The organism is Lysinibacillus sp. EB271-A1-10B (assembly GCF_058791335.1).
Map to the genome: position 1 here is coordinate 88,304 of NZ_JBYTDL010000012.1, position 26,776 is coordinate 115,079.

At 36.4% G+C, this 26,776-nt stretch carries 23 protein-coding genes and 1 pseudogene; 17 read left to right on the forward strand and 7 right to left on the reverse strand.

Annotation, left to right across the window (positions count from 1 at the left end; genetic code table 11):
- The first annotated feature begins 28 nt into the window (after nt 1-28).
- The 10 genes from AC3WSK_RS16070 (at nt 29) to AC3WSK_RS16115 (ending at nt 11,125) form a co-directional block, all read left to right on the forward strand.
- Entirely contained in the window at nt 29-784 is a 756-nt protein-coding gene (locus tag AC3WSK_RS16070; RefSeq protein WP_079562511.1) for an exodeoxyribonuclease III, read from the forward strand.
- Nucleotides 785-1,084: 300 nt separating this feature from the next.
- Nucleotides 1,085-3,448, forward strand: a complete 2,364-nt coding sequence (locus AC3WSK_RS16075) for a penicillin acylase family protein (RefSeq protein ID WP_492414594.1) — start codon at nt 1,085-1,087, stop codon at nt 3,446-3,448.
- A 381-nt stretch (nt 3,449-3,829) separates the two neighbouring features.
- Nucleotides 3,830-4,201, forward strand: coding sequence for an ArsR/SmtB family transcription factor (locus AC3WSK_RS16080; RefSeq protein ID WP_079562513.1), 372 nt, complete (start codon nt 3,830-3,832; stop codon nt 4,199-4,201).
- Nucleotides 4,182-6,308 (forward strand): heavy metal translocating P-type ATPase, encoded by a 2,127-nt coding sequence (locus AC3WSK_RS16085; protein WP_079562514.1) that lies wholly within the window; start codon nt 4,182-4,184, stop codon nt 6,306-6,308. The genes AC3WSK_RS16080 and AC3WSK_RS16085 overlap by 20 nt, the downstream gene beginning before the upstream one ends.
- Before the next feature lie 167 nt (nt 6,309-6,475).
- Nucleotides 6,476-6,775 (forward strand): late competence development ComFB family protein, encoded by a 300-nt coding sequence (locus tag AC3WSK_RS16090; RefSeq protein WP_368483752.1) that lies wholly within the window; start codon nt 6,476-6,478, stop codon nt 6,773-6,775.
- A gap of 437 nt (nt 6,776-7,212) precedes the next feature.
- Complete coding sequence (gene mntR / locus AC3WSK_RS16095; RefSeq protein WP_079562516.1) at nt 7,213-7,632, forward strand: transcriptional regulator MntR; 420 nt, start codon at nt 7,213-7,215, stop codon at nt 7,630-7,632.
- Between the two features lie 149 nt (nt 7,633-7,781).
- The gene (locus AC3WSK_RS16100; RefSeq protein WP_079562517.1) at nt 7,782-8,639 is read left to right on the forward strand and encodes a CvfB family protein; all 858 of its coding nucleotides are present in this window, start codon (nt 7,782-7,784) and stop codon (nt 8,637-8,639) included.
- Between the two features lie 176 nt (nt 8,640-8,815).
- Nucleotides 8,816-9,730, forward strand: coding sequence for a DUF1002 domain-containing protein (locus AC3WSK_RS16105; protein WP_492414595.1), 915 nt, complete (start codon nt 8,816-8,818; stop codon nt 9,728-9,730).
- Nucleotides 9,731-9,916: 186 nt separating this feature from the next.
- Nucleotides 9,917-10,198 carry a GNAT family N-acetyltransferase gene (locus tag AC3WSK_RS16110; protein WP_079562519.1) on the forward strand — a complete coding sequence of 94 codons (282 nt, stop codon included), beginning with the start codon at nt 9,917-9,919 and terminating at the stop codon, nt 10,196-10,198.
- A gap of 618 nt (nt 10,199-10,816) precedes the next feature.
- A complete protein-coding gene (locus AC3WSK_RS16115; RefSeq protein ID WP_079562520.1) occupies nt 10,817-11,125 on the forward strand; it encodes a YbyB family protein in 309 nt (102 codons plus the stop codon).
- A gap of 13 nt (nt 11,126-11,138) precedes the next feature.
- Here AC3WSK_RS16115 and AC3WSK_RS16120 read toward each other — a convergent pair whose 3' ends face one another.
- From AC3WSK_RS16120 to AC3WSK_RS16130, 3 genes are all read right to left on the reverse strand, one after another.
- Nucleotides 11,139-12,284 (reverse strand): MFS transporter, encoded by a 1,146-nt coding sequence (locus tag AC3WSK_RS16120; RefSeq protein ID WP_492414596.1) that lies wholly within the window; start codon nt 12,282-12,284, stop codon nt 11,139-11,141.
- 124 nt (nt 12,285-12,408) lie between these two features.
- A complete protein-coding gene (gene scpC / locus AC3WSK_RS16125; protein WP_079562522.1) occupies nt 12,409-13,929 on the reverse strand; it encodes a succinyl-CoA:acetate CoA-transferase ScpC in 1,521 nt (506 codons plus the stop codon).
- Between the two features lie 371 nt (nt 13,930-14,300).
- Nucleotides 14,301-14,951 carry a LytTR family DNA-binding domain-containing protein gene (locus AC3WSK_RS16130; protein WP_049663393.1) on the reverse strand — a complete coding sequence of 217 codons (651 nt, stop codon included), beginning with the start codon at nt 14,949-14,951 and terminating at the stop codon, nt 14,301-14,303.
- A 497-nt stretch (nt 14,952-15,448) separates the two neighbouring features.
- Between AC3WSK_RS16130 and AC3WSK_RS16135 the strand changes: the two are divergent.
- From AC3WSK_RS16135 to AC3WSK_RS16150, 4 genes and pseudogenes are all read left to right on the forward strand, one after another.
- Nucleotides 15,449-16,244, forward strand: a pseudogene (locus AC3WSK_RS16135) (helix-turn-helix transcriptional regulator).
- A gap of 141 nt (nt 16,245-16,385) precedes the next feature.
- Nucleotides 16,386-17,147: a membrane protein insertase YidC gene (gene yidC / locus AC3WSK_RS16140; protein WP_079562524.1), complete on the forward strand. Its 762-nt coding sequence runs from the start codon at nt 16,386-16,388 to the stop codon at nt 17,145-17,147.
- Between the two features lie 53 nt (nt 17,148-17,200).
- Nucleotides 17,201-17,449 (forward strand): hypothetical protein, encoded by a 249-nt coding sequence (locus AC3WSK_RS16145; RefSeq protein WP_492414597.1) that lies wholly within the window; start codon nt 17,201-17,203, stop codon nt 17,447-17,449.
- Between the two features lie 300 nt (nt 17,450-17,749).
- The gene (locus AC3WSK_RS16150) at nt 17,750-18,526 is read left to right on the forward strand and encodes a M15 family metallopeptidase (protein ID WP_492414598.1); all 777 of its coding nucleotides are present in this window, start codon (nt 17,750-17,752) and stop codon (nt 18,524-18,526) included.
- Between the two features lie 57 nt (nt 18,527-18,583).
- Here AC3WSK_RS16150 and cls read toward each other — a convergent pair whose 3' ends face one another.
- The 3 genes from cls to AC3WSK_RS16165 all read right to left on the reverse strand — a co-directional run bounded on the left by cls (nt 18,584) and on the right by AC3WSK_RS16165 (nt 22,300).
- Nucleotides 18,584-20,041 carry a cardiolipin synthase gene (gene cls / locus AC3WSK_RS16155; protein ID WP_427483483.1) on the reverse strand — a complete coding sequence of 486 codons (1,458 nt, stop codon included), beginning with the start codon at nt 20,039-20,041 and terminating at the stop codon, nt 18,584-18,586.
- A 217-nt stretch (nt 20,042-20,258) separates the two neighbouring features.
- On the reverse strand, nt 20,259-21,050 hold the full coding sequence (locus tag AC3WSK_RS16160; RefSeq protein ID WP_492414599.1) for a YwqG family protein: 792 nt from the start codon (nt 21,048-21,050) through the stop codon (nt 20,259-20,261).
- Between the two features lie 89 nt (nt 21,051-21,139).
- Nucleotides 21,140-22,300, reverse strand: a complete 1,161-nt coding sequence (locus tag AC3WSK_RS16165; RefSeq protein ID WP_492414600.1) for an MFS transporter — start codon at nt 22,298-22,300, stop codon at nt 21,140-21,142.
- A 619-nt stretch (nt 22,301-22,919) separates the two neighbouring features.
- Between AC3WSK_RS16165 and AC3WSK_RS16170 the strand changes: the two genes are divergently transcribed.
- The gene (locus AC3WSK_RS16170; RefSeq protein WP_004232019.1) at nt 22,920-23,057 is read left to right on the forward strand and encodes an Lmo0850 family protein; all 138 of its coding nucleotides are present in this window, start codon (nt 22,920-22,922) and stop codon (nt 23,055-23,057) included.
- 61 nt (nt 23,058-23,118) lie between these two features.
- Here the strand turns inward: AC3WSK_RS16170 and AC3WSK_RS16175 are convergent, their stop codons facing one another.
- Nucleotides 23,119-24,306 (reverse strand): FtsW/RodA/SpoVE family cell cycle protein, encoded by a 1,188-nt coding sequence (locus AC3WSK_RS16175; RefSeq protein WP_079562530.1) that lies wholly within the window; start codon nt 24,304-24,306, stop codon nt 23,119-23,121.
- Nucleotides 24,307-24,614: 308 nt separating this feature from the next.
- Between AC3WSK_RS16175 and AC3WSK_RS16180 the strand changes: the two genes are divergently transcribed.
- Nucleotides 24,615-25,370 (forward strand): hypothetical protein, encoded by a 756-nt coding sequence (locus AC3WSK_RS16180; RefSeq protein ID WP_079562531.1) that lies wholly within the window; start codon nt 24,615-24,617, stop codon nt 25,368-25,370.
- Nucleotides 25,371-25,690: 320 nt separating this feature from the next.
- Nucleotides 25,691-26,770, forward strand: coding sequence for a D-alanine--D-alanine ligase (locus AC3WSK_RS16185; protein WP_492414601.1), 1,080 nt, complete (start codon nt 25,691-25,693; stop codon nt 26,768-26,770).
- The last annotated feature ends 6 nt before the right edge of the window (nt 26,771-26,776 follow it).

Genomic DNA, 26,776 nt, shown 5'->3' on the forward strand with positions numbered 1-26,776 from the left:
GGCGTTTTTTGAGGAGTGAAAACAGAAAATGAAGTTTATATCTTGGAATGTTAATGGAATTCGAGCCTGCTTAGGTAAAGGGTTTTTAGATTTTTTTAATCATGTAGATGCAGATTTTTTCTGTATTCAAGAAACAAAGTGTCAGGCTGAACAAGTGGAAATCTCACTTGAGGGATATGGGCAGTATTGGAATTATGCACAGAAGAAAGGTTATTCAGGTACAGCTATTTTTACAAAGCATACACCAATTTCAGTACGTTATGGCGTTGGTGAGGATGAATCACAGGAAGAGGGGAGAATTATTACACTTGAGTATGAAGATTTTTACTTAGTGAATGTTTATACCCCAAATTCACAACGTGATTTAGCTAGATTACCTTTTCGTTTAGAATGGGAGGATCGATTAGCGCTTTATTTAAAAGAACTAGATTCCAAGAAACCTATAGTTTACTGTGGTGATTTAAATGTCGCACATATGGAAATTGACTTAAAAAATGCAAAATCGAATAATGGTAATTCAGGTTTTACATTTGAAGAACGTGCAAAAATGACGGAGCTATTGGCAAGTGGTTTTGTAGATTCATTCCGCTATATGTATCCAGATACAACAGATCACTATACATGGTGGTCCTATATGAATAAAGTACGCGAGCGCAATATCGGATGGCGTATTGACTACTTTATTGTTTCGGAGAGACTAAAAAACAACATTAATGTGGCGAGTATTCATTCACATATTATGGGCAGTGATCATTGTCCAATCGAATTACAGCTTAATAACTAGTATCTATGAAAAATAAAATGGTCAAGGAATCTTTGTGAAAGCGTAGCGGCAGCTACAAATGGTTTAACTGTGCGAAAGCGAAGCGACAGCAACAACAAAGCGCCCAGCCGGAACGGAGATCAACCCCTTATTTTGCAGAAAAAATGACAACTTAATTTCACTGATACAATAGTTTTTCAACAACATAAAAAATCGTATTTTCTAAAAGGAAATACGATTTTTTTTATACTGCAAAGCAATTAACATTAAACTTCGAATCTTTAAAAGGTAAAAGAATATATTGCAAAAAGGGGGGGAGATGTGAGAAAGTTGACATGGAAAAAATGGCTTCTGGCTATAGCGGGATGTTTAGCTATAGTAGTTATTGTCGCATTTATCGGATTTACCTGGTTTATGAATAAATCAAAACCAGTAATTGATGGAGAACTTTCATTGAGTGTGCTAGATGAAGATGTAACTGTCACAAGGGATGACAAGGGGATCCCCCATGTTTTTGCTAAGACAGATGCAGACTTGTATCGTGCGCAAGGCTATGTGCAAGCGCAGGATCGGCTGTTTCAAATGGATTTAGCGCGAAGACAAGCTAGCGGTCGCTTGTCGGAAATAATCGGTGAGGCAACTGTTGATACGGATAAATTTTTCCGAACATTTAGCTTGCGGGATGCAGCTGAAAAATCATTAGGTACCTATGATCCAGAAAGCAGGCAGGTACTTGAGTGGTATACAGATGGCGTCAATGCTTTTATTGCACAGGCAAAGAAAAATAAAACATTAAGCTATGAATTCTCATTACTAGGTTACGAACCTGAGGACTGGTCCGTTATAGACTCTCTTACTATTGGTAAATATATGGCCTATGACTTAGGTGGTAATTGGAATACGCTTGCGTTCCGACATTGGGCTTTACAAAACTTTGATGAAGAAAAAGCTAAAGAATTATTTATAAAGTATCCTAAAAACGCTTCATCTATTATCGAGGCGAATAAAGAAAATCCAGTAGCTGTGGCAGGGCGTTTTAATGCAGTTCTGTTGCCAAATGAATTTAACGGTAGTAATAACTGGGTTGTATCTGGGCAGAAAACAAAAAATGGTACGCCGATTTTAGCGGATGATCCACATTTAGGATTAAGTACACCGTCTATTTGGTATCAAATGCATTTACAATCTCCTGAGCAAAATGTTAGTGGCGTAATCTTTGCGGGTATTCCAGGTATTATTTTAGGACACAACGATAACATTGCGTGGGGTGTTACGAATGTTGGACCTGATGTACAGGATTTATATATAGAAATGCCTAATCCGAATAATCCAACACAGTTCCGCTATGACGGCAAGTGGGAGCAAGCGGAGGTACGTGATGAACCGATTAAGGTAAAGGACGGGGAAACGGTAGATTATGAAGTTGTAGTCACACGTCACGGCCCAATCATGACAGATTTAGCCTTTAAAGATACTGAGCCTACAGCACAATTTTCGATGCAGTGGACGGCACTGCAACCAACGACAGAGCTACGTGCAATACTAGGCTTCAATAAAGCGAAATCCTGGAATGGATTTGAAAAAGCTTTAGAGGATTTTAAGGCACCGGCTCAAAACTTTGTCTTTGCATCAAAAGACGGTACGATTGCTTATAAAGCGAATGGTCAAATTCCAATTCGAAAACAAGGAGACGGGCAATTACCAGTACCAGGTGATTCTAGTGACTATGGATGGGAAGGCTTTATCCCGTGGGATGAGCTCCCAACTGTAGTAAATCCTGATGAAGGATTTATTGCGACAGCAAATAATGAAGTCATTGGGGAAGAATATCCTTATCACATAACAGATTTCTGGGCACAGCCTTATCGTTTTGAGCGCATTAAGGAAGTTTTAGAGGCGAATGATTCGTTAACAGTGGAAGATATGATGAATTTACAAATGGATCAGCACAACCTATATGCTCGTGAGTTTCTACCATATTTATTACCATCGATAAAAGCACAAGATAAAGATGGGAAATATAAAGATGTTATAAAATTATTAGAGAATTGGGATATGGTAGATGCAAAGGATTCTGGTGCACCATTAGTGTTCCATACGTTAATGGAGAAGTTACAAGAAGTGTTATTTAAAGATCAGATGCCAGAAGATATGTTTGAATTAATGTATGGGAAATTTAATATTACAGACCAGCTTTTACGTACAGCTTATGCAGGTAAGAAAAGTATATGGATTGAGGAACAGGGCGGAGTAGATGCAACTGTTTACAAGGCATTAGAGCTCACTGTCACACAAATAGAAGATCAATTCGGAAAAAATGCTTCGAAATGGAAGTGGGGCGATTTCCATCAGCTTACCTTTGACCATACATTAGGTAAAGCTTCACCAATTCTTGCGGCATATTTTAATGCTAAAAAGGTTCCTATTGGAGGCTCGAAGGTTACTGTTCAAGCTGCTGATAATGATTTAGCTGGAAATGTTACTCACGGAGCATCATGGCGCTTTGTAGTAGATGTCGGTGATTTAAGCGCAGCTTATCATATCGTGGGTCCAGGACAGAGTGGACATGTAAAATCTGCTTGGTATCAAGATCAAGTAATGGATTGGGCTAATGGAGATTATCATCAAACGTATGTGAGGAAAGATGATATTAAAGGTAAAACGTTACGATTAAAAGCAAAATAGGATAAGAGGCTATAAGTATCTATAGGGTTTTATATTAAGACAACATGGTTTCTCGGCAAAGCGAGGGGGTGATTTCCGTTCCTCTAAATCGCTGATCCCCAAAGAGTCGCTCAGTCGGAACGAAGATCAACCGCTTAGCATGCCTTATTCATCTCAACTTTGTTTAATATGTCACCATAATTTCATTATCGCAATAACATGCAAAGCTATCACATTGGAGTGATAGCTTTTTTACTTTTATATTTATTAGTTAGCAATTTATATAAAGACATTTTTTCAACTTGTGATATAAATCATTTACATTCAAATATTCGTTTGAATATGATGGAATATTATGTTATGGTGAAAACAATCAAACAAACATTTGAATGAGGTGAAGAAATGCCAAAAGAAATATGTGAAATAACATGTGTCCATGAAGAAGCAGTCATTAAAGTACAACAGCAAATGCCAGATTTATCGAGAGTAGCAAAGTTTTTAAAGGCATTATCTGATGAAACAAGACTTAAAATTGCGTATGCTTTAACGGTCGAAGATGAATTATGTGTTTGCGATGTTGCCTCCATTATCGGTTCGTCAGTAGCAACAGCATCGCATCATTTACGATATTTAAAAGATAATAACTTAGCGAAGTCATATCGAAAAGGAAAGCAAATGTACTACTCTTTAGCTGATGAACATGTGTATCAAATTGTAACAGTTGCTTACGAACATGTGAAAGAGGGGATTGGAAATGGCAGCGACACCAACTAAACAAGAATATAGGCTACAAAACTTATCCTGTGCTAGCTGTGCAGCAAAGTTCGAAAAAAACGTGAAGGCTATTCCAGAGGTTCAGGATGCACAAGTGAATTTCGGCGCTTCTAAAATAACAGTTATTGGTGATATTAACGCTGATCAACTTGAAGAAGCAGGTGCTTTCGATGGCATAAAAGTATCCCAATCAACGGCAAGAACAATTGAAAAATCAACACCTTTTTATCGAAAAACTGAAAATATATTAGCTGGAATCTCTTTGTTATTCGTAGTGCTTGGATATATGTTTGGAACAATGCGTGGTGAAACGGACCCGCTAACTATTGGGATGTTTATTATCGCAATTCTAGTTGGGGGAATTGGAATTTTTAAAACGGGCTTCCGCAATCTAGCGCGCTTTGAATTTGATATGAAGACGCTGATGACTATTGCTGTAATAGGTGCAGCCATTATTGGGGAGTGGGAAGAAGCGGCTGTTGTTGTCTTTTTATTCGCAGTAAGTGAAGCGCTTGAGGCGTATTCAATGGATAAAGCGCGTCAATCGATTCGTCAGCTCATGGATATAGCTCCTCCTACAGCGACGATAAAACGTGCACATGGCGAGCATTTTCATGAGATGGAGCTACCGACTGAGGAGATTGAAATTGGTGACATTTTAATCGTTAAACCTGGTCAGAAGATTGCTATGGACGGAATTGTAGTGAGTGGGTTGTCAGCGGTGAATCAGGCAGCGATTACTGGTGAATCTATTCCAGTCAGTAAAACAGTCGACGACGAAGTATTTGCAGGAACACTAAATGAAGAAGGAGCCTTAGAGGTTCGTGTGACAAAGCGAGTAGAGGACACAACAATTGCCAAAATCATTCATCTTGTTGAAGAAGCACAGGCAGAAAAAGCACCTTCACAGCAGTTCGTTGATCGCTTTGCGAAATATTACACGCCTGCAATTATGCTTGTTGCTTTACTTGTAGCGGTTCTACCACCTTTATTTATAGGTGATTGGCAGCATTGGATTTACCAAGGGTTGGCGGTCCTTGTTGTAGGGTGTCCATGTGCATTAGTCGTTTCTACACCAGTTGCTATTGTTACTGCAATCGGGAACGCAGCTAGGCAAGGTGTTCTTATTAAAGGTGGTATTCATTTAGAGCAGCTTGGTCATATTGAAGCAATTGCATTTGATAAAACAGGTACACTTACAAAAGGTCAACCTGCTGTAACAGATATTTTAACATCGCAGGAAATGTCTGAAGATTATGTTTTACAGCTAGTAGCAGCTGTTGAAAAACAATCCCAGCACCCATTAGCTAAAGCTATTTTACAGGCATTGCATGAGAAAGATTTGACAGAGTTTATACCAACAGACTTTCAATCCGTAACAGGCAAGGGTGCCTATGCGACGGTCGACGGTCAAATAATCTATGTAGGAAGCTTAAAATGGATTGCTACATTAACAACTGTTGATGAAATGATACAAGAACAGGTGCATAAACTTCAACAACAGGGGAAAACAGTTGTAGCAGCGGTTAGTAATGATCAGTTTATTGGGATGATTGGTATTGCTGACCAATTACGTCAAGAAAGTAAAGATGTCTTAAATAAATTAAATGGTTTAAAAGTGAAGCATAAAGTTATGCTAACAGGTGATGCAGAGCCAACAGCACAGGCAATTGCCACTTCTTTAAATATGACAGATGTTAGAGCAAGTTTATTACCAGCAGAAAAATTAATGGCCATTAAAGATTTACGTGCACAGTTTGGTGCAGTGGCGATGGTAGGAGATGGTGTCAATGATGCACCTGCACTTGCCGCAGCGGATGTTGGTATTGCAATGGGAGGCGCTGGCACCGATGCAGCACTGGAAACTGCGGATATCGCTTTAATGAGCGACGATTTAACGAAGCTACCGTATACAATTGGCTTAAGTAGAAAAACATTACGTATCATTAAAGAGAACATTATATTTGCACTAGCCCTAAAATTAGTTGCCCTGTTACTTGTTATCCCAGGATGGCTAACATTATGGATTGCAATCTTTGCAGATATGGGTGCTACATTACTAGTTGTGTTGAATTCATTACGATTAATCAAATCTAAGAAATGGTAAATAAGATATAATCCGGTGGAGGTGTATAGAAAAAAAGTCATTCTGAGGAGCTAGTGATATTAATGGTATAGATATTACTAGCGATTCTTAAAAAAAAACTTTGTTAACGCTATTATGGTTTCAGGAATATTGTAACAATTAAATATAAATGAGGCGAAGGTTTGAATATGTCAGATCCTATTTTAGTAAATGTTACAGAGGAAATTGTGCGTGGTTTAGTAAGTTTTCTACTACGAGGACCGGAATATCAAACATTTTGTAAATGTGAAATCTGTGAACTTGACGCAGTGGCACTTACACTGAATGTATTGCCAAGCAAGTATGTTACATCTATGGAATCCCGAGATGAAGCATTCAAAGTGATGAATACTCCTGAAAATATCGAACGGATCAATAAAGAGATTATTCATGCATTACATGTGGTAAATAAGTATCCTCGACATAAGGAAGAACCAACTTCTATATGAAGTTGGTTCTTCACGTTTTTGAAAAACTATTGGGTCAACGAAGATGTCAATAGAGTATGTTTTTTGCAAAGCGAGGGTTGATTCCGTTCCGACTGGGCGCTTTGTAGCACCGATATTGGTCACGAAGGCATTATCACAGGACGTGATGCTTTTAGCCTTCGTTCCTCTATATCGCTAATCCCCGAGGAGTCGCCCAGCCTCCACTCCAATCAACTTCTTCACTTAACGAGTATTTCACACAAATTTAGAATGATAAAAAGCAAAATCAGCCACAAATGTTTTTTGTGCGAAAGCGAAGCGACAGCAACAAATAATTTTGCCAGGCGCAATTTATGTTACGCATGTATTGTTTTTCGGGCATATGTATTTTCAGTTAACTTTTAAGGCAAGCTTGTAGTAAACTAGAGAGTAAGAAAAGGAAAGAGAGGGAATAGGATATGCCAACACCTAGTATGGAGGACCATATCGAACAAATATATTTATTAATCACTAATAAAGGGTATGCTCGTGTGTCTGACATTGCTGAAGCATTATCTGTTCTTCCTTCTTCTGTTACAAAAATGGTTCAAAAATTAGATAAAGATGGTTATTTAGTTTATGAAAAATACCGTGGCCTTACATTGACACCTAAAGGAGAAAAGCTTGGAAAACGTCTTGTACAGCGCCATGAGCTTCTAGAGCAATTTTTGCGAATCATTGGTGTAGATGAAGAGCGAATATACAATGATGTAGAAGGTATCGAACATCATTTAAGTTGGAATTCAATCGATCGAATTGCGGATCTTGTACAGGTAATGGAAGAAAATCCGGACATCGCGAAAAAACTAGAGGCATCTAAAACCCATCATAACTTTTAATTTCTATCAGCGAATGATTGTGTAGCGAAAGCAAAGCGACAGCTACAGATGTCTTTTGTAGCGAAAGCAAAGCGACAGCTACAGATGTTAAAGCCTTCGGCGGATAAGTTTTTTTGCGAAAATGATGGTAAGAAGGAAAGGAAGACAATATGAACGAATTAAAATCAGGTGAAGTTGTTACATTAACTGTGTTAGAGCAACAAGCATCGAAATGGATCTTAACAAATGGAGTTGACGAACTGCCCTTAAATGCTTCAGAGGTAACAGAGCCACTTGCAGTAGGTGACCGCCTTGAAGTATTTTTATTTGCAGATCGTCGTGGTGATTTAGCAGCTACAACAGCTATCCCATCTTTCGTACAAGGGGAATATGGCTGGGCTCGTGTTCTAAAAGTAGTCGAGCGTGAAGGGGCTTTTGTAGATATCGGTACTTCACGCGAGGTGCTAGTAAAAGCTGAAGATTTACCTGCAATAAGCGAACTTTGGCCAGCACCAGGCGACCATTTATTTATGACATTGCGCACAGATCGCAATGGTGATTTATTTGGGCGTTTGGCAACTGAAGAAAAAATTTCGGAATTATATGAAGGTGCATTTGAAGACATGCACAATAAAAACATTAAGGCACGTCCATATCGTTTATTACCAGTTGGCTCGTTTTTATTAGGTGTAGACATTCCGTACCGTATCTTTGTCCATGAATCAGAGCGTAATGAAGAACCTCGTCTGGGACAAGATGTTGTTGTTCGTATTATTGATGTAAAAGATGAGGGTACGATGAATGGTTCACTTTTACCACGTAAACATGAGCGTATTTCAGGTGATGCGCAAAGAATTTTAAATTACCTACAAGAGGTAGGAGGAAGAATGCCATTTGGCGATAAGTCCTCACCAGATGAAGTTCAAGAAATGTTTAACATGAGTAAAGGTGCATTTAAACGAGCGTTAGGTACACTTATGAAAGCTGGTAAAGTGAAACAGCAGGATGGTTGGACAGAGGAAATTTAGTGTAGAGGACATTCTTCTACACTAAGAGTATGAACGACTACTAAATGAAATTAAAGAAAAAGACGAGAGCCTTTTGAAACCTTCTCGTCTTTTTTTCGTACTAATAATTGTTTAGTAATTGATTGGCATGTATTTTACAGGCCAAATGAGTTTTTGGACGAAAGGGGTCACACAATTTGAAAAAAACGTGGATAAAAATACTAACAGCGACAATGTTAGTTTTTGGCGTGATGGCACCCGCAACAGGTTTTGCGGCTGATAATACGCCACCTAAAGCAATTGATGAAAAATTAGGAGTACCGATTGTCGTATATGGTGCAAACTTATCTGAGGCTGAAAAAGAGTCTGTTAAAAAGTCATTAAAAGTGAACGAAGAGCCTGAAGTTGAAGAAATAACAGTATCAGGTCAAGACTTAGCTAAATATATTAAAGATAGTAATTCAAGTTCTCGTATGTATTCTTCTGCCAAAATCACGCGTAAAAATGCAGGAGAAGGGTTAGTTATTGAAATTGTTACACCATCAAACATTACACAGGTTACATCTGAAATGTATGCAAATGCCATGCTAACTGCAGGTATTGAAGATGCAACAGTACAGGTGGCTGCACCTAAAGCAGTAACAGGTCATTCAGCGCTTGTGGGAATATATAAAGCTTACGAAGTAACAACAGGTGAAAAGCTTGATACTGAGCGTACAGATGTTGCAAATGACGAGCTATCAGTAGCAACTACTCTTACGCAATCGGCAGGAGTGGAAGATGCCAAGGTTGCAGAGTTACTAACAGAAATCAAAAAAGAAATTGCAGAATCAAAGCCAGCGACCAAAGAAGAAGTTGAAAAGATTGTGCAAGAGCAATTAAACAAGCTTGAAATTAATTTAAGTGATAAGGACCGTCAATTGCTAGTTGATTTGATGAACAAGATTAGTAAACTAGATATTGATTTTGGTAAATGGTCTGAACAATTAGATGATATTAGCAGTACGATTAAAGAAAAATTCGGATCGCTAATGGAAGATAAAGGATTCTGGGAAAGTGTGAAAAATTTCTTTGCTAATTTAAAGGATACAATCGCATCATGGTTTAATTAATCTGGACGCAATTATGCCAAGGCAAAATTGATAGAAAAGAATCTGCAACATTTTCTCCTGATTGCTAGAGAAAGTGAGCGGATTCTTTTATTTTTCTATAAGGTTTATATTTTTTAAAAGTGCCACCCACTAGCTTTGTAAAAGTATAAAAAGCTATGGTACTATGATAAAAAGGAGTGGTGAGAAATGGAATTTCAATTACAACAGCAAGCGGATAAAAAGCATGCTTTTGTTTATGAGCAAGAAGGGGAAAGATTAGCGGAAATTACATGGCAGCAAAAGGGTCAAGTAATGGTCATGGATCACACATATGTATCAGATAAGCTCCGTGGCCAAGGGGTGGCCAAAAAATTGTTGGATCATGCCGCAGCGTATGCACGTGAACAGGGCAATAAAATGGAAGCGGTTTGTTCTTATGTAGTTGCAGCATTTGAAAAATCCGATGCTTACAATGATGTAAAACAATAAAGATAAGGCAATCTGCTTATTAATAAGCGGATTGCCTTTTAACTTCTTTCAGTAAATGTTTTTGTAAAACATTTACTGAAAGAAGTTAAATCCTCCGGAGGATGTCACAGAATCGGAAAGGAGTTCTTTGTGCTTGCACAAAGCCGATTCTGGACCGCAATTACGCCAAGGCATAATTGATTTTTTATAGACCATTCATGCAGCTCCTTACAGTAAAATACTATAAATTAGTATTGTTAAGATGCCTGCTCCACCTACTAAGGAAGCCATGTCTACCCAATCATATACTGAATCTAAATCTTTCATGATAATCACTCTCCTGTTATTAGTATAAATTCATTAATTCCCTTTACTTGTCCTTTGTAATCATAAAAAATCACAAAAATATTGTAATTATGAAAAAAATGCTTACCATGAAATTTTGTAGAAGAATAATTAACTATTTGCGAAAAAATATAGATGTACTAAGAAATGTGTTTATATTATGGAAGCGAAGGGGAATAGATGACTCTCTCTTTATATATGCTGTAACGTATATAAAAATTATGTTTAGTCCTCAAAAAATAGGGAAAAGATATATTACAGAGCTAGTTTTTATTTTTTTGGGAGGGATTTATAATGGCGAAACGTAAAGGATCAGGTGTTATGCTAGTAGGGTTAACATTAGCAGCATCTTATTTAAGTAAAAAAGAAAACCGAGATAAAGCATTGAGTATGTTTAATAATGCAAAATCTAAAGTAGCATCTTATTTGAATACAACGAATATGGAGATGCCTGAACACATTACAGAGCGTATATCTACTGAAGTAGCGACAGAAGCCGGAACGTCTCCAACAAAAATAGCTTCAAATGAAATGGTTGCTGAAGGTGGAGGGCATACAGGTATCCATTACTTTAATGGAGAAATTCAGGAACAAGAGAAATAACAACAAAACCTTCTCATTTTACGTGAGAAGGTCTTTTTTGTGTACATATGATGATCGTTGCAAATACTAATAATACAATTCCGGTAAATATAAAGCCACTGACAATACCTAGTGAGAGCCATCCGAGTAATGAGGAACCTAGGACAACTCCTAGTGAGAAGAAGGCATAAAAATAACCATAGGCTTTTCCGCGGACTTCTGCCGTCGTAGAGTCGATTAAAAGTGAATTGACTGATGGGAATAAGAAGCCAAACCCGATTCCATAGCAAGCCATTGCAATATAAAGTAACGTACTTGAATCTGCCTGACTAATTAATAATTGACTGATCCCCATTAAACCTATACCAAGTGATAATGTTTTGATGGGAGCAACCTTATCGAAAATACGGTTAGTAGGCAAAATAAATATGAGAACAGCAATAATGCCAAATGTACTCATCAAAGTCCCACTTAAACGTGAATCAAAGCCTAAAGAGTGGACTTTTAGTGGAAGGAGATAGGCAATAACTCCTTGAGAAAACATTAAAAAGAATGCACTGGTGAAGGCTTTCAATGTCCCTGGATTATTAAAAAGTACATAAAAGGGAATGTTTGCAGTTGGAGCAGACTTTTCTTTTTTTACTTGATTTGATTTTAGTAAAAAGAAGGCAAGTATCCCTAATAAGAGCATAAAGCATGCAGTTATATTAAAAACGAATGGTACGCTAGTACGGCTCGCTAAAATTCCGCTAAATGCAGGACCGATTATTGCAGCGATACCAACAAATGCTCCAGAGATAGCACTGCCCTTACCTCTCTTTTCTTGCTCAGTAGCATTCGCTAAAAATGTGAAAGCAGCAGGAACGATAAAGCCCGCAACTAATCCATGTACAAAGCGGACTACTAATAGAATAATAGGATCTTCTACAAAATTATAAAGGAATAGTGAAAGGCCTGTCGTTAAGAGACCTAGGATTAAAATAACGAATGGTCCTTTACGATCTGTTAAAAAACCAGAGATAACATTACCAAATGTATTGGAAAGGGAATACATACCTACTGCTAGGCCGGTAATGAAGGCTGATGCCCCTAAGGATTCTGCATATGTACTCATGACAGGAAGTTGAGTAAATAGGTCGAAAAACGAAAAGAATATAATCAAATAAATAAGTTTCTTCATAGCTCCTCCGATACAAAATTATATGTTAATGAGAATGAATATCACTCTTATTATACCATTTTCGACAAAAAAAGAACGCCTCATAAGTTTTTTGACTTAATGAGGCGTTCCTGAATTATGAAAATTAAGCTTTAGAAACTTCTTTTTTCATTGTCTTGTTTTTAGCAAGGTTTACGTGCCAAGAAAGTGCTTCCTCTAAAATATGAGGTGTTTGATGGCCGCCAGTTGCTTCTAGAGCACGGTTATAGTAATCCCAAAGTTGTTCTTTGTAATCTGGGTGTGCACAGTTTTCGATAATTAAAGGTACACGCTCTTGTGGTGCAAGACCACGTAAGTCAGCAATACCTTGCTCAGTTACGATTACATCAACATCATGTTCAGTGTGGTCTACGTGAGAAACCATTGGCACGATTGAAGAGATAGCGCCGCCTTTTGCGTATGATTTAGTAACAAAAATACCTAGACGTGCGTTACGTGCAAAGTCACCTGAACCACCGATACCATTCATCATACGAGTACCTGATACGTGAGTTGAGTTTACGTTACCGTAGATATCTAATTCTAGAGCAGTGTTGATTGAAATTAGACCCAAACGACGGATAAGCTCTGGGTGGTTAGAAATTTCTTGTGTACGTAGGCAAATTTTATCAGCGTATTTTTCTAAATTGCCGTATACTTTTTTCTGTAATTCTTCAGTCAGCGTAATTGAAGTAGCTGCAGCAAATTTAACTTTACCAGCATCAATTAAGTTGAATACAGCATCTTGAAGTACTTCAGAAGCAACAACTAAATCTTCAAATTCTGAATCAGCGAAGCCGTCAAGTACAGCGTTTGCAACAGAACCAACACCAGATTGTAATGGCATTAATTGTTTTGTTAAGCGACCCGCTTTAATTTCATCACGGAAGAAGTCTAATAAAATGTTAGCCATTGTTTGTGTTTCTTCATCTGGTGGTACGATTAATGAAGGAGCATCAGGCTCTTCAGAAATAACAATCGCTTTAATTTTAGCTGGATCAACTTTGATACCGATATCACCAATGCGTTGCATAGCATCAGTCATTGGAATCGCTTCACGTTTACCTTGCTCAGCTGGTACATAGATATCGTGGATACCTACTAAAGCCTCTGGGTGAGAGATATTTAACTCGATAATAATATTCTCAGCGTATTCAGCAAAGATAGGTGAGTTACCAACTGAATTTGTTGGGATGATGAAGCCATCTTCTGTAATAGCAACAGCTTCAAGGATTAAATGTTTAATTGGTCCGATAATTCCTTGGCGAACTAATTCAGCATTATGTGAAAGGTGAGCATCTACATATAGTACATCCCCAGAGTTAATTAAGTTACGAATACCTGCATCTCCTTGGAATGGTCCACGTTTGCGGATAACACCAGCTTCAGCTAAGTATTTATCAACTTCAGGTCCTAAAGAAGCCCCTGTATATACATCAATTTTGAATTTTTCGTTTTTAGCGCGCTCTACTAAAGCCATAGGAACAACTTTTGCGTCCCCCGCACGAGTGAATCCACTCATACCAACTACATCACCGTTTGAGATAAGTGCTGCAGCTTCATCAGCAGTAACGATTTTACTTTCAAGTTCTTTTAAGCCTATGCGTTTTTGAATAATTGCATCCATTAAAAAGTCCTCCCCTAAAAAGTTTTATGGAAACCGATTACAAAACTAGAAAAAACGTGTAAGAATTTTCTGTTTATTTAGTTGTAGTATGACACCAACCATTTGAATAATACTATCACCAAATTGTCACAATTACTTTAGAAATAGCATTAAATTGAGTAAAAACAGGAAAAATGAGCATAAAAACGAATTTTCGACAGAGAAAACGTTTTAATGTAGAGGTGTATTGTTTTTAGATGATTTTACTTTTGAAAATTCAGTAATATAATGTGGGGTTGATTTCCGTTCCGACTGGTTGGTGAAGAGCATTTAATTTCAGTAAGAAAAAAAGTACAGCGAACAATTAAAATGCTCGCTGTACTTATAAAAAATTAGAAGCCTAAAGAACGACGGAAGTAACTTGCGTAGCGTTGGCTAACTGGAATACGAGTACCGTCTTTCATAATTAATAAAAACGTTGAATGAGAATCTGGTTGAATTTCATCAATGTAGTCAATGTTAACGATATAAGAGCGGTGACAACGTATAAATGAGTCAGGTGCTAAAAATAGCTCAAGATCACTTAGGTTCAAGCGGTGGTAGCCTTCACGACTCATCGTCTTAACAAATGTTTTTCGAAGCTGTGTTTCAAGATAAATAACTTGATCATGTTTGATTGGGTACCAGCAGTCATCAATTTTAATAGTAATGTAGTTCGTTAAAAATGCTGATGGCTTTTGTGGGAAGATTGCAGTGATAGCACCCTTAGTTTCGCCTTCCTCCATTAAAGGAATACTCATGCCGTAATATGCTACTCCAAATACATCAGGCTCAATGTAAGAGCTAATCTTTTGTCCGTAGTTTAGCGCTTTATGAGCTGCTGAACCTTCTTTAATTGGGTCGCCAGGCTTGATCTTTAAATCCACTTTTTTGCTTGCTTGGTAGTACAAGTATTCGTTTGTATCGGAGATTGCGATAGAAGTATTCTCGGGAAAGAACTCTTTAATAATCTCCATAATTTCTTCTATTTGTTTTGGATCCACTATTAACACCTCGTCTAAACTTTTAAAAATAGTATTATCATCTATTTTACTACATATTCATATAAATTATATAGAGAAGATTTCGGAATAAAAAAGAGAAATGTCGATTGATGAAAAATTTAGGTGTAAAACAACATTACATAATTTGTAACAAATTTTAAAAAATTACTAATTCAGCTTGATATATATATGGTAAAATTTAATTGTGCGACATAAGTTTACGAGGTTTCTACTATGCATATATGATAAATTAGAACTAGAGTGAAAGACAAAATGTGGTTGAAAGGAAATCGCAGAATATGGTAAAATTCACTGTATAGTCTATTTTTTTTTGTGACTGATGGTATAGTTGGGTTATTTTTATTATATAATATATGAAATATGACTCAATTCGTACAATTGATAAGGAAATACTATTTTCTTATTTTGAAATAAGTAGATTGGTGTCAAGAATTGTAACAGCAATTCGTGCAATCTGAGGAAAGATGGGGAAGATTATGCAATTACATCAACATTCTATGTCAGAAACGATATCCAAAAGATACTTTCAGGAAATCGATAGTATTAACCAATACATCGGTGTAGAAGAATTTTTTAATATTGAGTCGAAATTAGTATTTGAAATTTACCATTTAGAATCTGCGAAGGCTAAGAAATCTTTGCATAAATTAATTGATATTCTTTCCATACGTTTTGGCAAACAAGTCATTAAAATTGTTCGAAGTTATTTTTCTGTTTTGTCGTCAATTGTTGCACGTAAATTGCTAGACAATCAAGTTCCTTCGAAAAAAGCTTTTGCTTTTAACATTGCTTGTAATGATATGATTGAAAATCAAATGAAAGACGCAGAATTTTTACAATTCGCTGATGATTTAATTGATTTTTTTTGTCTACTTCATCGCAGATCGCAAGCAACCGACTTTTCGTCACCAGACCGTTAATAAAGTAATAATGTATATAAATGATGAATTGGAAAATGACTTAACAGTGGAAAGCATCGCAAATAATTTTCATATAAGTACGAGTCACTTATCACGTATATTTAGAGAACATGTTGGTATTACACTTGTTGAATATCTAAATGTTCGTCGAGTAGAGGAATCACAGTACTACCTTAGACACACTAATAAAAGTATAACTTCTATTTCGGATCAATTCCATTTCTGTAATCAAAGCTATTTTACCCGCATCTTTAAAAAATATACTGGGGTAACGCCTAAACATTTCCGAGACGAGCTACACCATGAGTTTTATCGTTTTGAGATGGCGGAATCAGAGCTTCAAAACGTTTAAAGTCATAAAAAGATTAATAAATAGATGCGGACGTATTAGCGATGCTAAAGCTCGCATCTTTTTTATGCTTGCTATTTGATAATAATGGACCCAATAATGTATACTTCATTTTAGTTGATAAATAATAGTAGGTGGAAAAAAATGAGGAATTTGAAGCTGTTTACAATGCTTGGACTTGCCGTTTTTGTTCTTAGTGGCTGTCAAGCTGTGCAAAACAAAGAAGGTTTTTTCTATAGTATCTTTGTAAAACCTATGGAATTTTTATTGGAATTTTTCGGTAACACTATTTTTTCAGGTAGCTATGGTTTAGCAATTATCGCTATTACGGTTCTTATTCGTTTAGTTTTAATGCCGATTATGTTAAAGAATTACCGTCAGCAACAAAAGATGAAAACGAAAATGGATGCGTTTAAGCCTGAAATGGAAGTTGTTCAGAAAAAGATGAAGGAAGCTAAGACAAAAGAAGAGCAAATGCAGCATCAGCAAGAAATGATGGCATTATATCAAAAACATGGCATCAATCCACTTAACATGGGCTGTTTACCAATGTTAATTCAAATGCCTATTATCATGGGTCTTTATTTCTCTATCTTATATTCTACAGATGTGAAAACACATGAATTTTTATGGTTTAGCTTAGGTTCACCTGATATCGCTATGACAATTGTCGCAGGTATTGTTTATTTAGTTCAAGCACGTGTATCATTATGGACAGTACCAGAGCAACAAAAAGCACAAATGAAAATGTTTATTTATATTTCACCAATTATGATTGTCTTTATCTCAATGTCATCTATGGCAGCCCTACCACTTTACTGGTCGGTCAGCGGTGCATTATTGATTATTCAAACATATATCGGTCGAAAATTTTATTCGGAACATCCGGAAAAAGTAAACTCATAAAATTATTTGTCGAGGCGCCTATGTAGCCTCGATTTTTTTAGGAGGACAGTAAGATGAATACAAAGTGGCTATCATCTATTCTAGTCGCGATTTTTAGTATCGCGGCTATCGTATTTATTATCATAGGTAATTTTAACTTTGCGGTATGTGCAATGACTATTATGTTTGCCGTATCGAATGGATTTAGAGCAAAAAGTTTTAAAGAGCAAGGTTATATAAAAGAAGCAAAATGGATGAAGTACATGGCAATCTTTTTCTCAATTGCTTCTATAGTAGTGTTTATTATTATTCTCACTGACTAATTTATCAATTATGCCTCGGCATAAATGTGTCTGGGATCGGCCGGAGGCTTAAACTTCTTTCAGCAAATGTTTTTTGTATCGAAAGAGTAGCGACAGGTACAGGTGTTTTGGCACCCTCTGAAAGAAGTTTGAAAATCATTGGTGAAAATCTACACCCTAAATTGTGAACAGTGCTAAAATAAGACTATACCAATATAGTACAAAATAGTATCGGTACTTACTAGGACTGTTCTTTCTAAATTCTTTGAAAGAGAATACTACCATGTGGTACTGGATAACTTTAAAAGGGGTAAAAAAATAGTGAAAAAGAAACGTTTTCCACTCATCCTGGGTGCTTTAATCTCGGTGGCGCTTATCGCATCTATTTTCGTAGTTTATAACTATAAAAATAAACAGATAAGTAATGCATCAGATGAAAATGAACAACAAGCAGCAGAACCAACTAAAAAAGATTCACCTGTAAAAGAAGAGCCGAAAAATACAGCGGATAATCCGGTGAAGCCTGAGCAGAAGGTAGATGAAAATGGCTATATACCAAATCAAACATTACCAACTGAGCCGACATATATTAAAGGTATTTTATTAGCGAATAAAATATATCCGCTACCATCTACCTTTGCGCCTGAAGAAAGTCCAGAGGCTCGTCAAGCTCTAAATAAAATGCTTGCTGCTGCAAAACAACAAGGTTTTGATTTAGTAGCTTTTAGTGGCTATCGATCTTTTGAATATCAAACAACATTATATAATAACTATGTAAACCGTGATGGGCAAGCTGCCGCTGATCGCTATAGTGCTCGCCCTGGTTATTCAGAACATCAGACCGGTTTGGCTTTTGATATAGGGGAAGTAGGTAAAGATAAATTATGGTTAACTGAAGAATTCGGTGAAACACCAGCAGGCCAATGGTTATTTACACATGCTCAAGACTATGGTTTTATTTTACGATTCCCCCAAAATAAAGAGGGCATCACAGGTTATATGTATGAGTCATGGCACTACCGTTATGTGGGTGTAGACATAGCAAAAGACATAAAAAAACAAAATATAACGCTAGAAGAATATCTAGGTGTGAAATAAAAAAGGGAAGAGAGTTGTTCGTAATGATACGAACTAGCTCTCTTCCTTTTCTATATTCTACAAGATCGGTGTTAATAAGCGTGAAATGGATTCTTTAAATTTAATTAACGCGGAACGATTTTGGTACATTTCCCAAGTTAATTCAGTGCAATCAAAAATATCCTTTTCAAACAGCTCAGCAAGCTGATGTGAAATCGTTGAGTCATAAATGAAGGCATTTACTTCGAAATTCAAACTGAAACTGCGTACATCAAGGTTTGCAGTACCGATAGTAGATGCTTCATCGTCAATAATAATTGCTTTAGCATGAATAAAGCCCTTTTCATAAATATAAACTTTTGCTCCTGCACGCAATAATTGTCCTACGTATGAATATGTAGCCCAATAAACAAACATATGATCAGGCTTATTTGGAATCATGATCCTTACATCAATGCCTGAAAGTGTCGCAATTTTAATAGCCTCTAAAAAACTAACATCAGGGATGAAATATGGCGTTTGGATATATATATACTTTTTCGCCATATTAATAAGCTTTAAGTAGCCTATTTTAATATGTTCCCAGTCAGAGTCAGGTCCACTAGACACGATTTGTAAGCCCACATTGCCTTTTTTCGGAATAGCAGGGAAGTAACGATCTGAATAGCCCATTTTCTGTTGTGCGGAAGCTTGGTTCCAATCAAGTAAAAAGCGAGTTTGTAATGGATGGACGGAACTACCTTCGATACGTAAATGTGTATCTCTCCAATAGCCAAACTTTTTTTGTAGACCGAGGTACTCATCTCCAACATTAAAACCACCAATATAACCAATACGACCATCAATCACAACAATTTTTCGGTGATTTCTAAAATTTAAACGAGGGTTTATAAGTGGCAAAATGGATGGGAAAAATACTTCGACTTCTCCACCTGCAGCAAGCAATTCTTTGAAATGACGTTTTTTAACATTGCGTGAGCCCATTTCATCATATAAGATTCTTACCTTAACTCCTTGCTTTGCCTTTTTAATAAGTGCATTAACAATGCGTGTACCTAGGTCATCTAAACGGAAAATATAATATTGAATGTGAATATGATCTTTTGCTGCATCAATATCTGCAAGCAACTGCTCAAATTTGTTTGCGCCATCCTCAAAAATATCAATGTGGTTATCCTGCGTTAATACAGCATTATTTGTTTTAAGATGCATGTAAATCATTTCTTTATAATTTTCCGCATTTTCGATCCGAAACTCGAACGTATTATCTCGAATCGCTTCTGTCTGATAGCTAATGAGGTTATCGATACCGATATCCTTGCGTCCTTCCCAACGGAATAAATGTTTTTTTCGTAGTTGTCGCCCGAACATCAAGTATAAAATAAACCCACCTAATGGAATGAAAAACAGTACGAGAATCCATGCCCATGTAGAAGTGGCATCTTTACGCTCTAAAAAAATTATGACCATTGCTGCCAAAATATTAACAAACATAATTAAAGGTACTAGATATCCAACATCGGTAAAAATACTCATTCCTACACCTGCCTTTACTATATTTGTGCAATACACTTAGTATAACTTACTTTATAAGTGGAAAGAAGAGATGAAATTTGGTTAGTAAGCATGGAAAAGGATTACCTCCAAACAAGAACGAGGTAATCCAAAATCCATTTTGCCTTATTGTATTGAAATAGTTTTGTATCGTTGCTTTCGCACAGAAAAACAATTGTTGCTGCATGAAGATAACTGATTAGTAATGCTCCCATTGAAATAAAATATCAGAGAAATCCTTTTGGAGGAGCTTTTCTTGGTTAATGAAGAATTTTCCAACACCACTATCTGCCCACATAATACCGATTTCATCATTAGAGTCGATTTGGAGTAACAATACATCATATCGTTTAAGAAGCTGTGATTCGTGACGGATATCTTCCTCTATAAAATAGGCGTAACCGCCAATTTTAGCTCCAGCCCCTAAGAAGTGTTGTAAATAAATTTCCCGTAAATCAACATCTTCTGATGAAGGAATTAAGTCAGGTAAATAATGTAAAGCTCGATAATCTAAAGCAGAAACAGGTTCTTGAATCGGTTGAAATTGTAATGCTAATTCCTGACGAATAGGGAACTGATCGTCTGCTGCTTGTGCTAAAAACTCCTGACTAGGGGGTATTGCTTCAAAATTTACGGTAGGATAAAAACGTATTTTATAAAATTGCTGAAAAATATCTTCGTGATAATGATCAGCATTCACGAAAATATTAGATGAAATAAAAAATTGCAGAATACCCTGAGATGGGAAATCCTTTAGAGGTGGCATTTCTGCAAAGTTAATTTGAGCTAATAGTCGCATAGGCTCACCTGCAATATCTTTCGGATACGTCTGGTAATATGGTAAATAAGGTTCTCCAGCAAATTTACTTTCCGTTAATGTAGTTGATCGCTTATAGGGTGTGATAATCATTGCTGAAATCAGTGTTTCTTCAATTTCAAAACGAAACGATTCCAGCTCTTTTGGAAGAAAAAAATTTGTTGTTTTGTTCATGCAGAGCCCTCCGATAGTCCGCTCCAATATTCCTTGATGTGTTTTACACGCTTTGAATTACTAGTAAGTTACGGCTTTTTATCAACAAATTATTCAAGTCGTAAAGATTTATTTGATGCTTTAAAAATAAATATTAAACTTATTGAAACGACGGCTATTGCTGCTGAAGTATAATAGCCTAAACTAGAATGCATAGTAAATAGCCAAGTGAAGAATAGTGGACCTAGAATGCGCCCTAGGTTATCCATCGAATAGGAAAGACCTGCGGCAGTGCCGTATTGACCACCAGATTCTTTAGTTGAAAGAGATACAACGCATGTTCTTGCGAGTGCATTTCCTGCTGTGAAAACACAGAGGGCTAAACCGGCCATAAATAAGTTAGCTGTTAAAGTGAATAAAAGCATACCCATTGCTGTGACAATTTGTGCACCTATTAGCCAATTTGTCTCGCTTCCGTTTTTAATTCGTCTAACCACACCGCCTTGAATAGCTGCATCTACAAAGCCACTAAACATGAACAAATAACCAATTTGTAATGGTGTAATTTGAATTCGATCAATTTGGAACAACTGGAAAGTCGCTTCCACTCCTGCCAGCATAAAAGTCACTAAAAATGAGAACATAAATAAATAACGTACACGGTACTGCAACATTTTTGTAGCACCCTTTGGCACAATGGCACGTTTATTTGTATCTTTTCGTTTTATAGGTTCTTTTAAAACGAAACTTGCATAAATAAATAATAGTGCGATTAGTGTTGCTGAAGCGATAAAGGGTAGTTGCAAGCTATAGTGTCCGAGCATACCACCTATTGCTGGACCAAAAATAAAACCGAGCCCGATGGACATGCCCATGAGACCCATATATTTATTGCGATCCTCCTCACTCGACATATCTCCTACAAAGCCTGTTACAGCTGTATATAGTGCTCCTGAGAACAAACCACCAACAACGCGTGAGATGTATAACATTACTAAATTATTAATAAATAATGAAAAAATAACAAAGCTTAAGCTAAAACCTACAAGACCTATTAATATAAGTTGCTTACGACCTACCTTATCGGACAGCATACCCCAAAGAGGAGCAGTGAAAAAACTGGCGAGCGAATACACTGTAAGTAAGCCACCTACATGTATATTATCCCAACTTTGCTGAACTATAACCTCAGGTAAGACAGGTATAATAATTCCAAACCCAAGGTAGACGAGGAATTGGACAGACATTAATAATAAAATTGCCTTTTTCATACAGTCCCCTGCTTTCATACAATATTTTAGTATGTATATTCTACCTCTCTTATTATTGTTATTACAAGAAGGCGGAAGAATAAAACAGCTTAAATACTTCTTTGATCATTACTAAAGTAGGGGGGGGATATTTTGTTAACGTGTATACTAAGGTTTTATATAGCGAAGGCTGGGCAACTTCTTAAGGGCAGCTGTAAAATAGGAGCGAGTGCAGTAGAGAAAAGAGGCTGAACACTGTATAAAAAATGACAAACTGTTAACAATGGAATTATATTGACACAAAAAAAGAATGACGAGCTAACGTAAGTAACTAAATGGACTCATTCCATTTTTAATTTTTTGTATCGAATGTCGCATAGAGTATTAAATTATTTCTAGGGTATACTACTAGAGGGTATATCGGTATTTTATTTTATTGCGTTTGAATTTTGTTATTTAGTGGTAAATGGTTTGAAAAGAGGAAAAATTTACATTGTAACAAAAATGAAAAATTTTAAAGCAAATTTAAATGGTATGATAGAAAGAGATTAACTCGTCAGACATCATACGCTTTGCAAAAATGAAACTTTTTTGGAAATAAAACGTTATATAAATTCGAGGAAAGATTGAGGTGGAATGTATGACAAAAGAAGTAGATTTGAAAAAGATTGTTTCGAATTTATCTAAGTTGGGTGTAACAGCCACTGTAACAAAGTCTCGACTTGAACTTTTAAAAGTGCTCACACCACCAACGCAAACACCGCAAGTTCAAGCTTAACTCGTTTTACAAATAAAAATGGGTAGTCTCTTAATGAGGCTACCCATTTTTTTATTCACAATTAATCGTCATCATCGTGAGTGGTAAACATGTAAGTACGATAGTGGAAACGCATACTGAAAACAAGACCGATGGCTAGAGCGTTCCCCATCAATGAACTTCCCCCATAACTGATAAACGGTAGGGGAATACCTGTAATAGGTAATAACTGAACAGTCATACCGATATTTTCAAGTACGTGGAATGTAATCATTGCAATAATACCAGCACATACATATGTTGAGAATGGATCTTTCAATAATAGTGTAGTTTTTGTTAAATGATAGATTAATAAAAAGAATAAACAAATAACGATACTAGCACCAATAAAACCCCATTCTTCTCCGATAACTGTAAAAATAAAATCGGTATGATTTTCGGCAACGTAAACTTCACGACCGCGGTAACCTTTACCGAAAATCTCACCTGAACCAATGGCATTCAAGGAAGTAATTAAATGGTATCCATCACTAGAAGAATATGAATACGGATCTAACCAAGAATAGATTCGAGCAAACTGATATGGTCTTAAGCCGAATGTGTTCTCTAAAAAACTTTGCATATAGAGTGCCATCCATAAAAAAGAACCACCTACTATAGCGCCACCTAAAAAAGTTGGTAAAATAATTTTCCATGATACACCTGCTACAATGACAACAGCAGCCGTAATGGCGAAGAATACTAAGGCTGAACCAAGGTCAGGCTGCTTCAGAATAAGAGCTAAAGGTAGTAATAGTGTAGCAATGATTTTACCTAGCAATATGAAATCCGTTTTTAAGGATTTAAAAGAATAAACTTCGTGATGCTTACTAATAAGTCGAGCAAGTGCTAAAATGTAAAAGGTTTTCATAAACTCAGAAGGTTGAATATTTCCTAGAGGTGTTTTAAACCAGCTTTTTGCACCATTAATTTTTTCACCGATTTGTCCTGGCCCTTCTGGCATGAAAATAAGCAGTACTAATAAGAAGATACCTCCACCGTACATATACCAAGACAATTTTTTATATTGGTCAGGTTCAAAAAACATAACTATTCCAATAATTACTGAGCAAATGACGTACCATCGCAATTGTAAAGGAACATAGTTAATGCCGTACTGACCTGATGTTTGCGCCGACGAAATGGCTAACAAACTTATGACTAGAAAGCAAAGTAGTATAAAAGCGAGCGTCCAGTCAAAACGATTCGCGAAATTTCGTTTATTTTCCATACAAGCCACCTATATCAAAATAGTATCTCTTAATGAGTAAATTTGATTTAAATTAATTCCGATTCAATATACTACCAAATATATATATGATGAATCCTCTCAAATATTTGTAAGAAATGAATAGAATTATATTCGTTCTAAATGTGCTCATTCCGAGTAGTTAAAAAACATATGCAATAGCATCTTTAACATTCATATTATAACGTAAAAAACACTTTTACGCCTGTGAATATTGTTATGACGATTATTAACATAAAATGTTTCAAAAAATTCAAGTTTAGTTTTATAATATAGTGAAGAATGGGGTGATGGTTGTGGCTAAAAAATTGAAGTCAGCTGACGATTTTATGTATCATATTTATGTTCATATGAATGAGGTCGATAAATTTGTTGTTTTTAGCGGGCTTAAATTCCCGCAATTTGTGGCTGCACTTGAACCACTGCATCACTTACTGTTATTGAAACATTCCTATGAAGATGGTTCCTTTAATATGCATACACAGTTCGATTATATATCAGAAGAGGAAGTACCTCAGTTTGTAAAAAAAGCTACAGAATCCAAAGAATTATGTTGGATAGACTTTATGGATGAGAAGAGGCTAGACCAACTAACACCGATGGAACAAGGAGAGCTGCTTTACATAAGTCATAAAAAGGAACCGATTACTTCGCCATTTTTTAATAAATTACAAAATCGATTTGTCTATTATTCTTCAGATTTAGAGAAAATGACTAAAATTTATTTTCGCCATTTAAGTGATTTCGATTTACTCATTGCTAATGTTTTGAACAGTTTGATTCGTGAAAAGGAACGTAGCACTGGTTTTTGGCGACGGAAGGTGAAATCGAGTATTCCTGCTATTTCACCGGAATTTTTGCGTGCTTATCGTTCTTTTACTAAAGATGGGGCACTGTTATCATTGTATAGAATTGAAAAGCCTAAAGTAGCTTATGGTATCGAAATTCGCAATCTGTCAGAGTATTCCTATCCAGATGAGGTATGGGATGATTTAAAAAGTACAATTTTGAAAAATGAGCACGATGAATTGATTTATATTATTTAACTTCTTTCAGCGACTAACTGACCTGCGTCACGCAGGCCGAAGCACAAAGCTGATTCCTGACGCAATTATGCCTAGGCATAATTGATCTATTCATTTGTACGTAGAATGAATATACACTAAATCTCACCGTCAAAATTACGGTGAGATTTTTAACGTCATTCAGTAATTGTTTTGATGTTTTACGTAGCGACAGCTACAAATGTTTTATGTAGCGAAAGCAAAGCGTCAGCTACAATTACGGCAAGGCGAAATTGATGTCATTTATAAAGACGTTTCATGATAAACTAATAGTACTCAAGAAGTATGTGGAGGGCACAAAAATGAAAAAAAGAATCGGTTTATTATACGGTGGAAAGTCAGCCGAGCATGAGGTGTCATTATCGACAGCATGTGCAGTCACGGGAGCTTTGAATTTCGAGGAGTATGAAGTATATCCGATTTTCATTACCCTTGAAGGGGAGTGGCGCCGCGGTGAGCGTCTAAAAAAACCTGCAAGTACAATTGAAGAATTACAATTTGGTGATAATGCCACTATTTTAGAAAATAATATTACAGATTTCTTAATTGATAAAGATGGTAAATCCGTACAATTTGACGCAATTTTCCCATTGCTTCATGGTACTAATGGTGAAGATGGTACTGTCCAAGGTTTACTTGAAGTTCTAAATCTACCGTATGTAGGAAATGGTGTGTTAGCATCAGCAACTGGCATGGATAAAGTAGTTATGAAACAATTATTTGAAATTGCCGGCTTACCACAAGTTCCATATACGTATTTCATTCGTAGTGAATGGGCTAATGAACAGGAGGCTATCCTTGCTCGTTGCGAAGAAAAACTGGATTGGCCGATGTTTGTTAAACCTGCAAACTTAGGGTCAAGTGTTGGAATTAGCAAGGCAACAAATCGCGATGAATTAGTGAAGGCTATCGAAATAGCCTTACAGTATGATCGTAAAATTGTAATTGAGCAAGGTATAATCGCTCGTGAAATTGAACTTGCTGTGCTAGGAAATGACTTCCCGGAAGTTTCTGTACCTGGTGAAATTAAACCAGTCACTGAATTTTATGATTATGACTCTAAATATAAAGATGGCTCAACGGTCCTTATTATTCCAGCAGAGCTTACTGAGGATACAGTATCTAATTTACAGGAGCTAGCTAAACGTGCGTTCAAAGCTATTGATGGAAGCGGTTTAGTTCGTGCGGACTTTTTTGTGACGGCCGATAACAGCATTTATATTAACGAAGTAAATACAATGCCAGGTTTTACACCTGTAAGTATGTATCCGCTTCTTTGGCAACATACAAATGTAAGTTATCCAGAGCTTATTGATCGTCTGATTACTCTAGCAATTGAGCGTTTTGAAGAAAAACAACAGCTTCACTATAAAATAGACTGAGTGGGA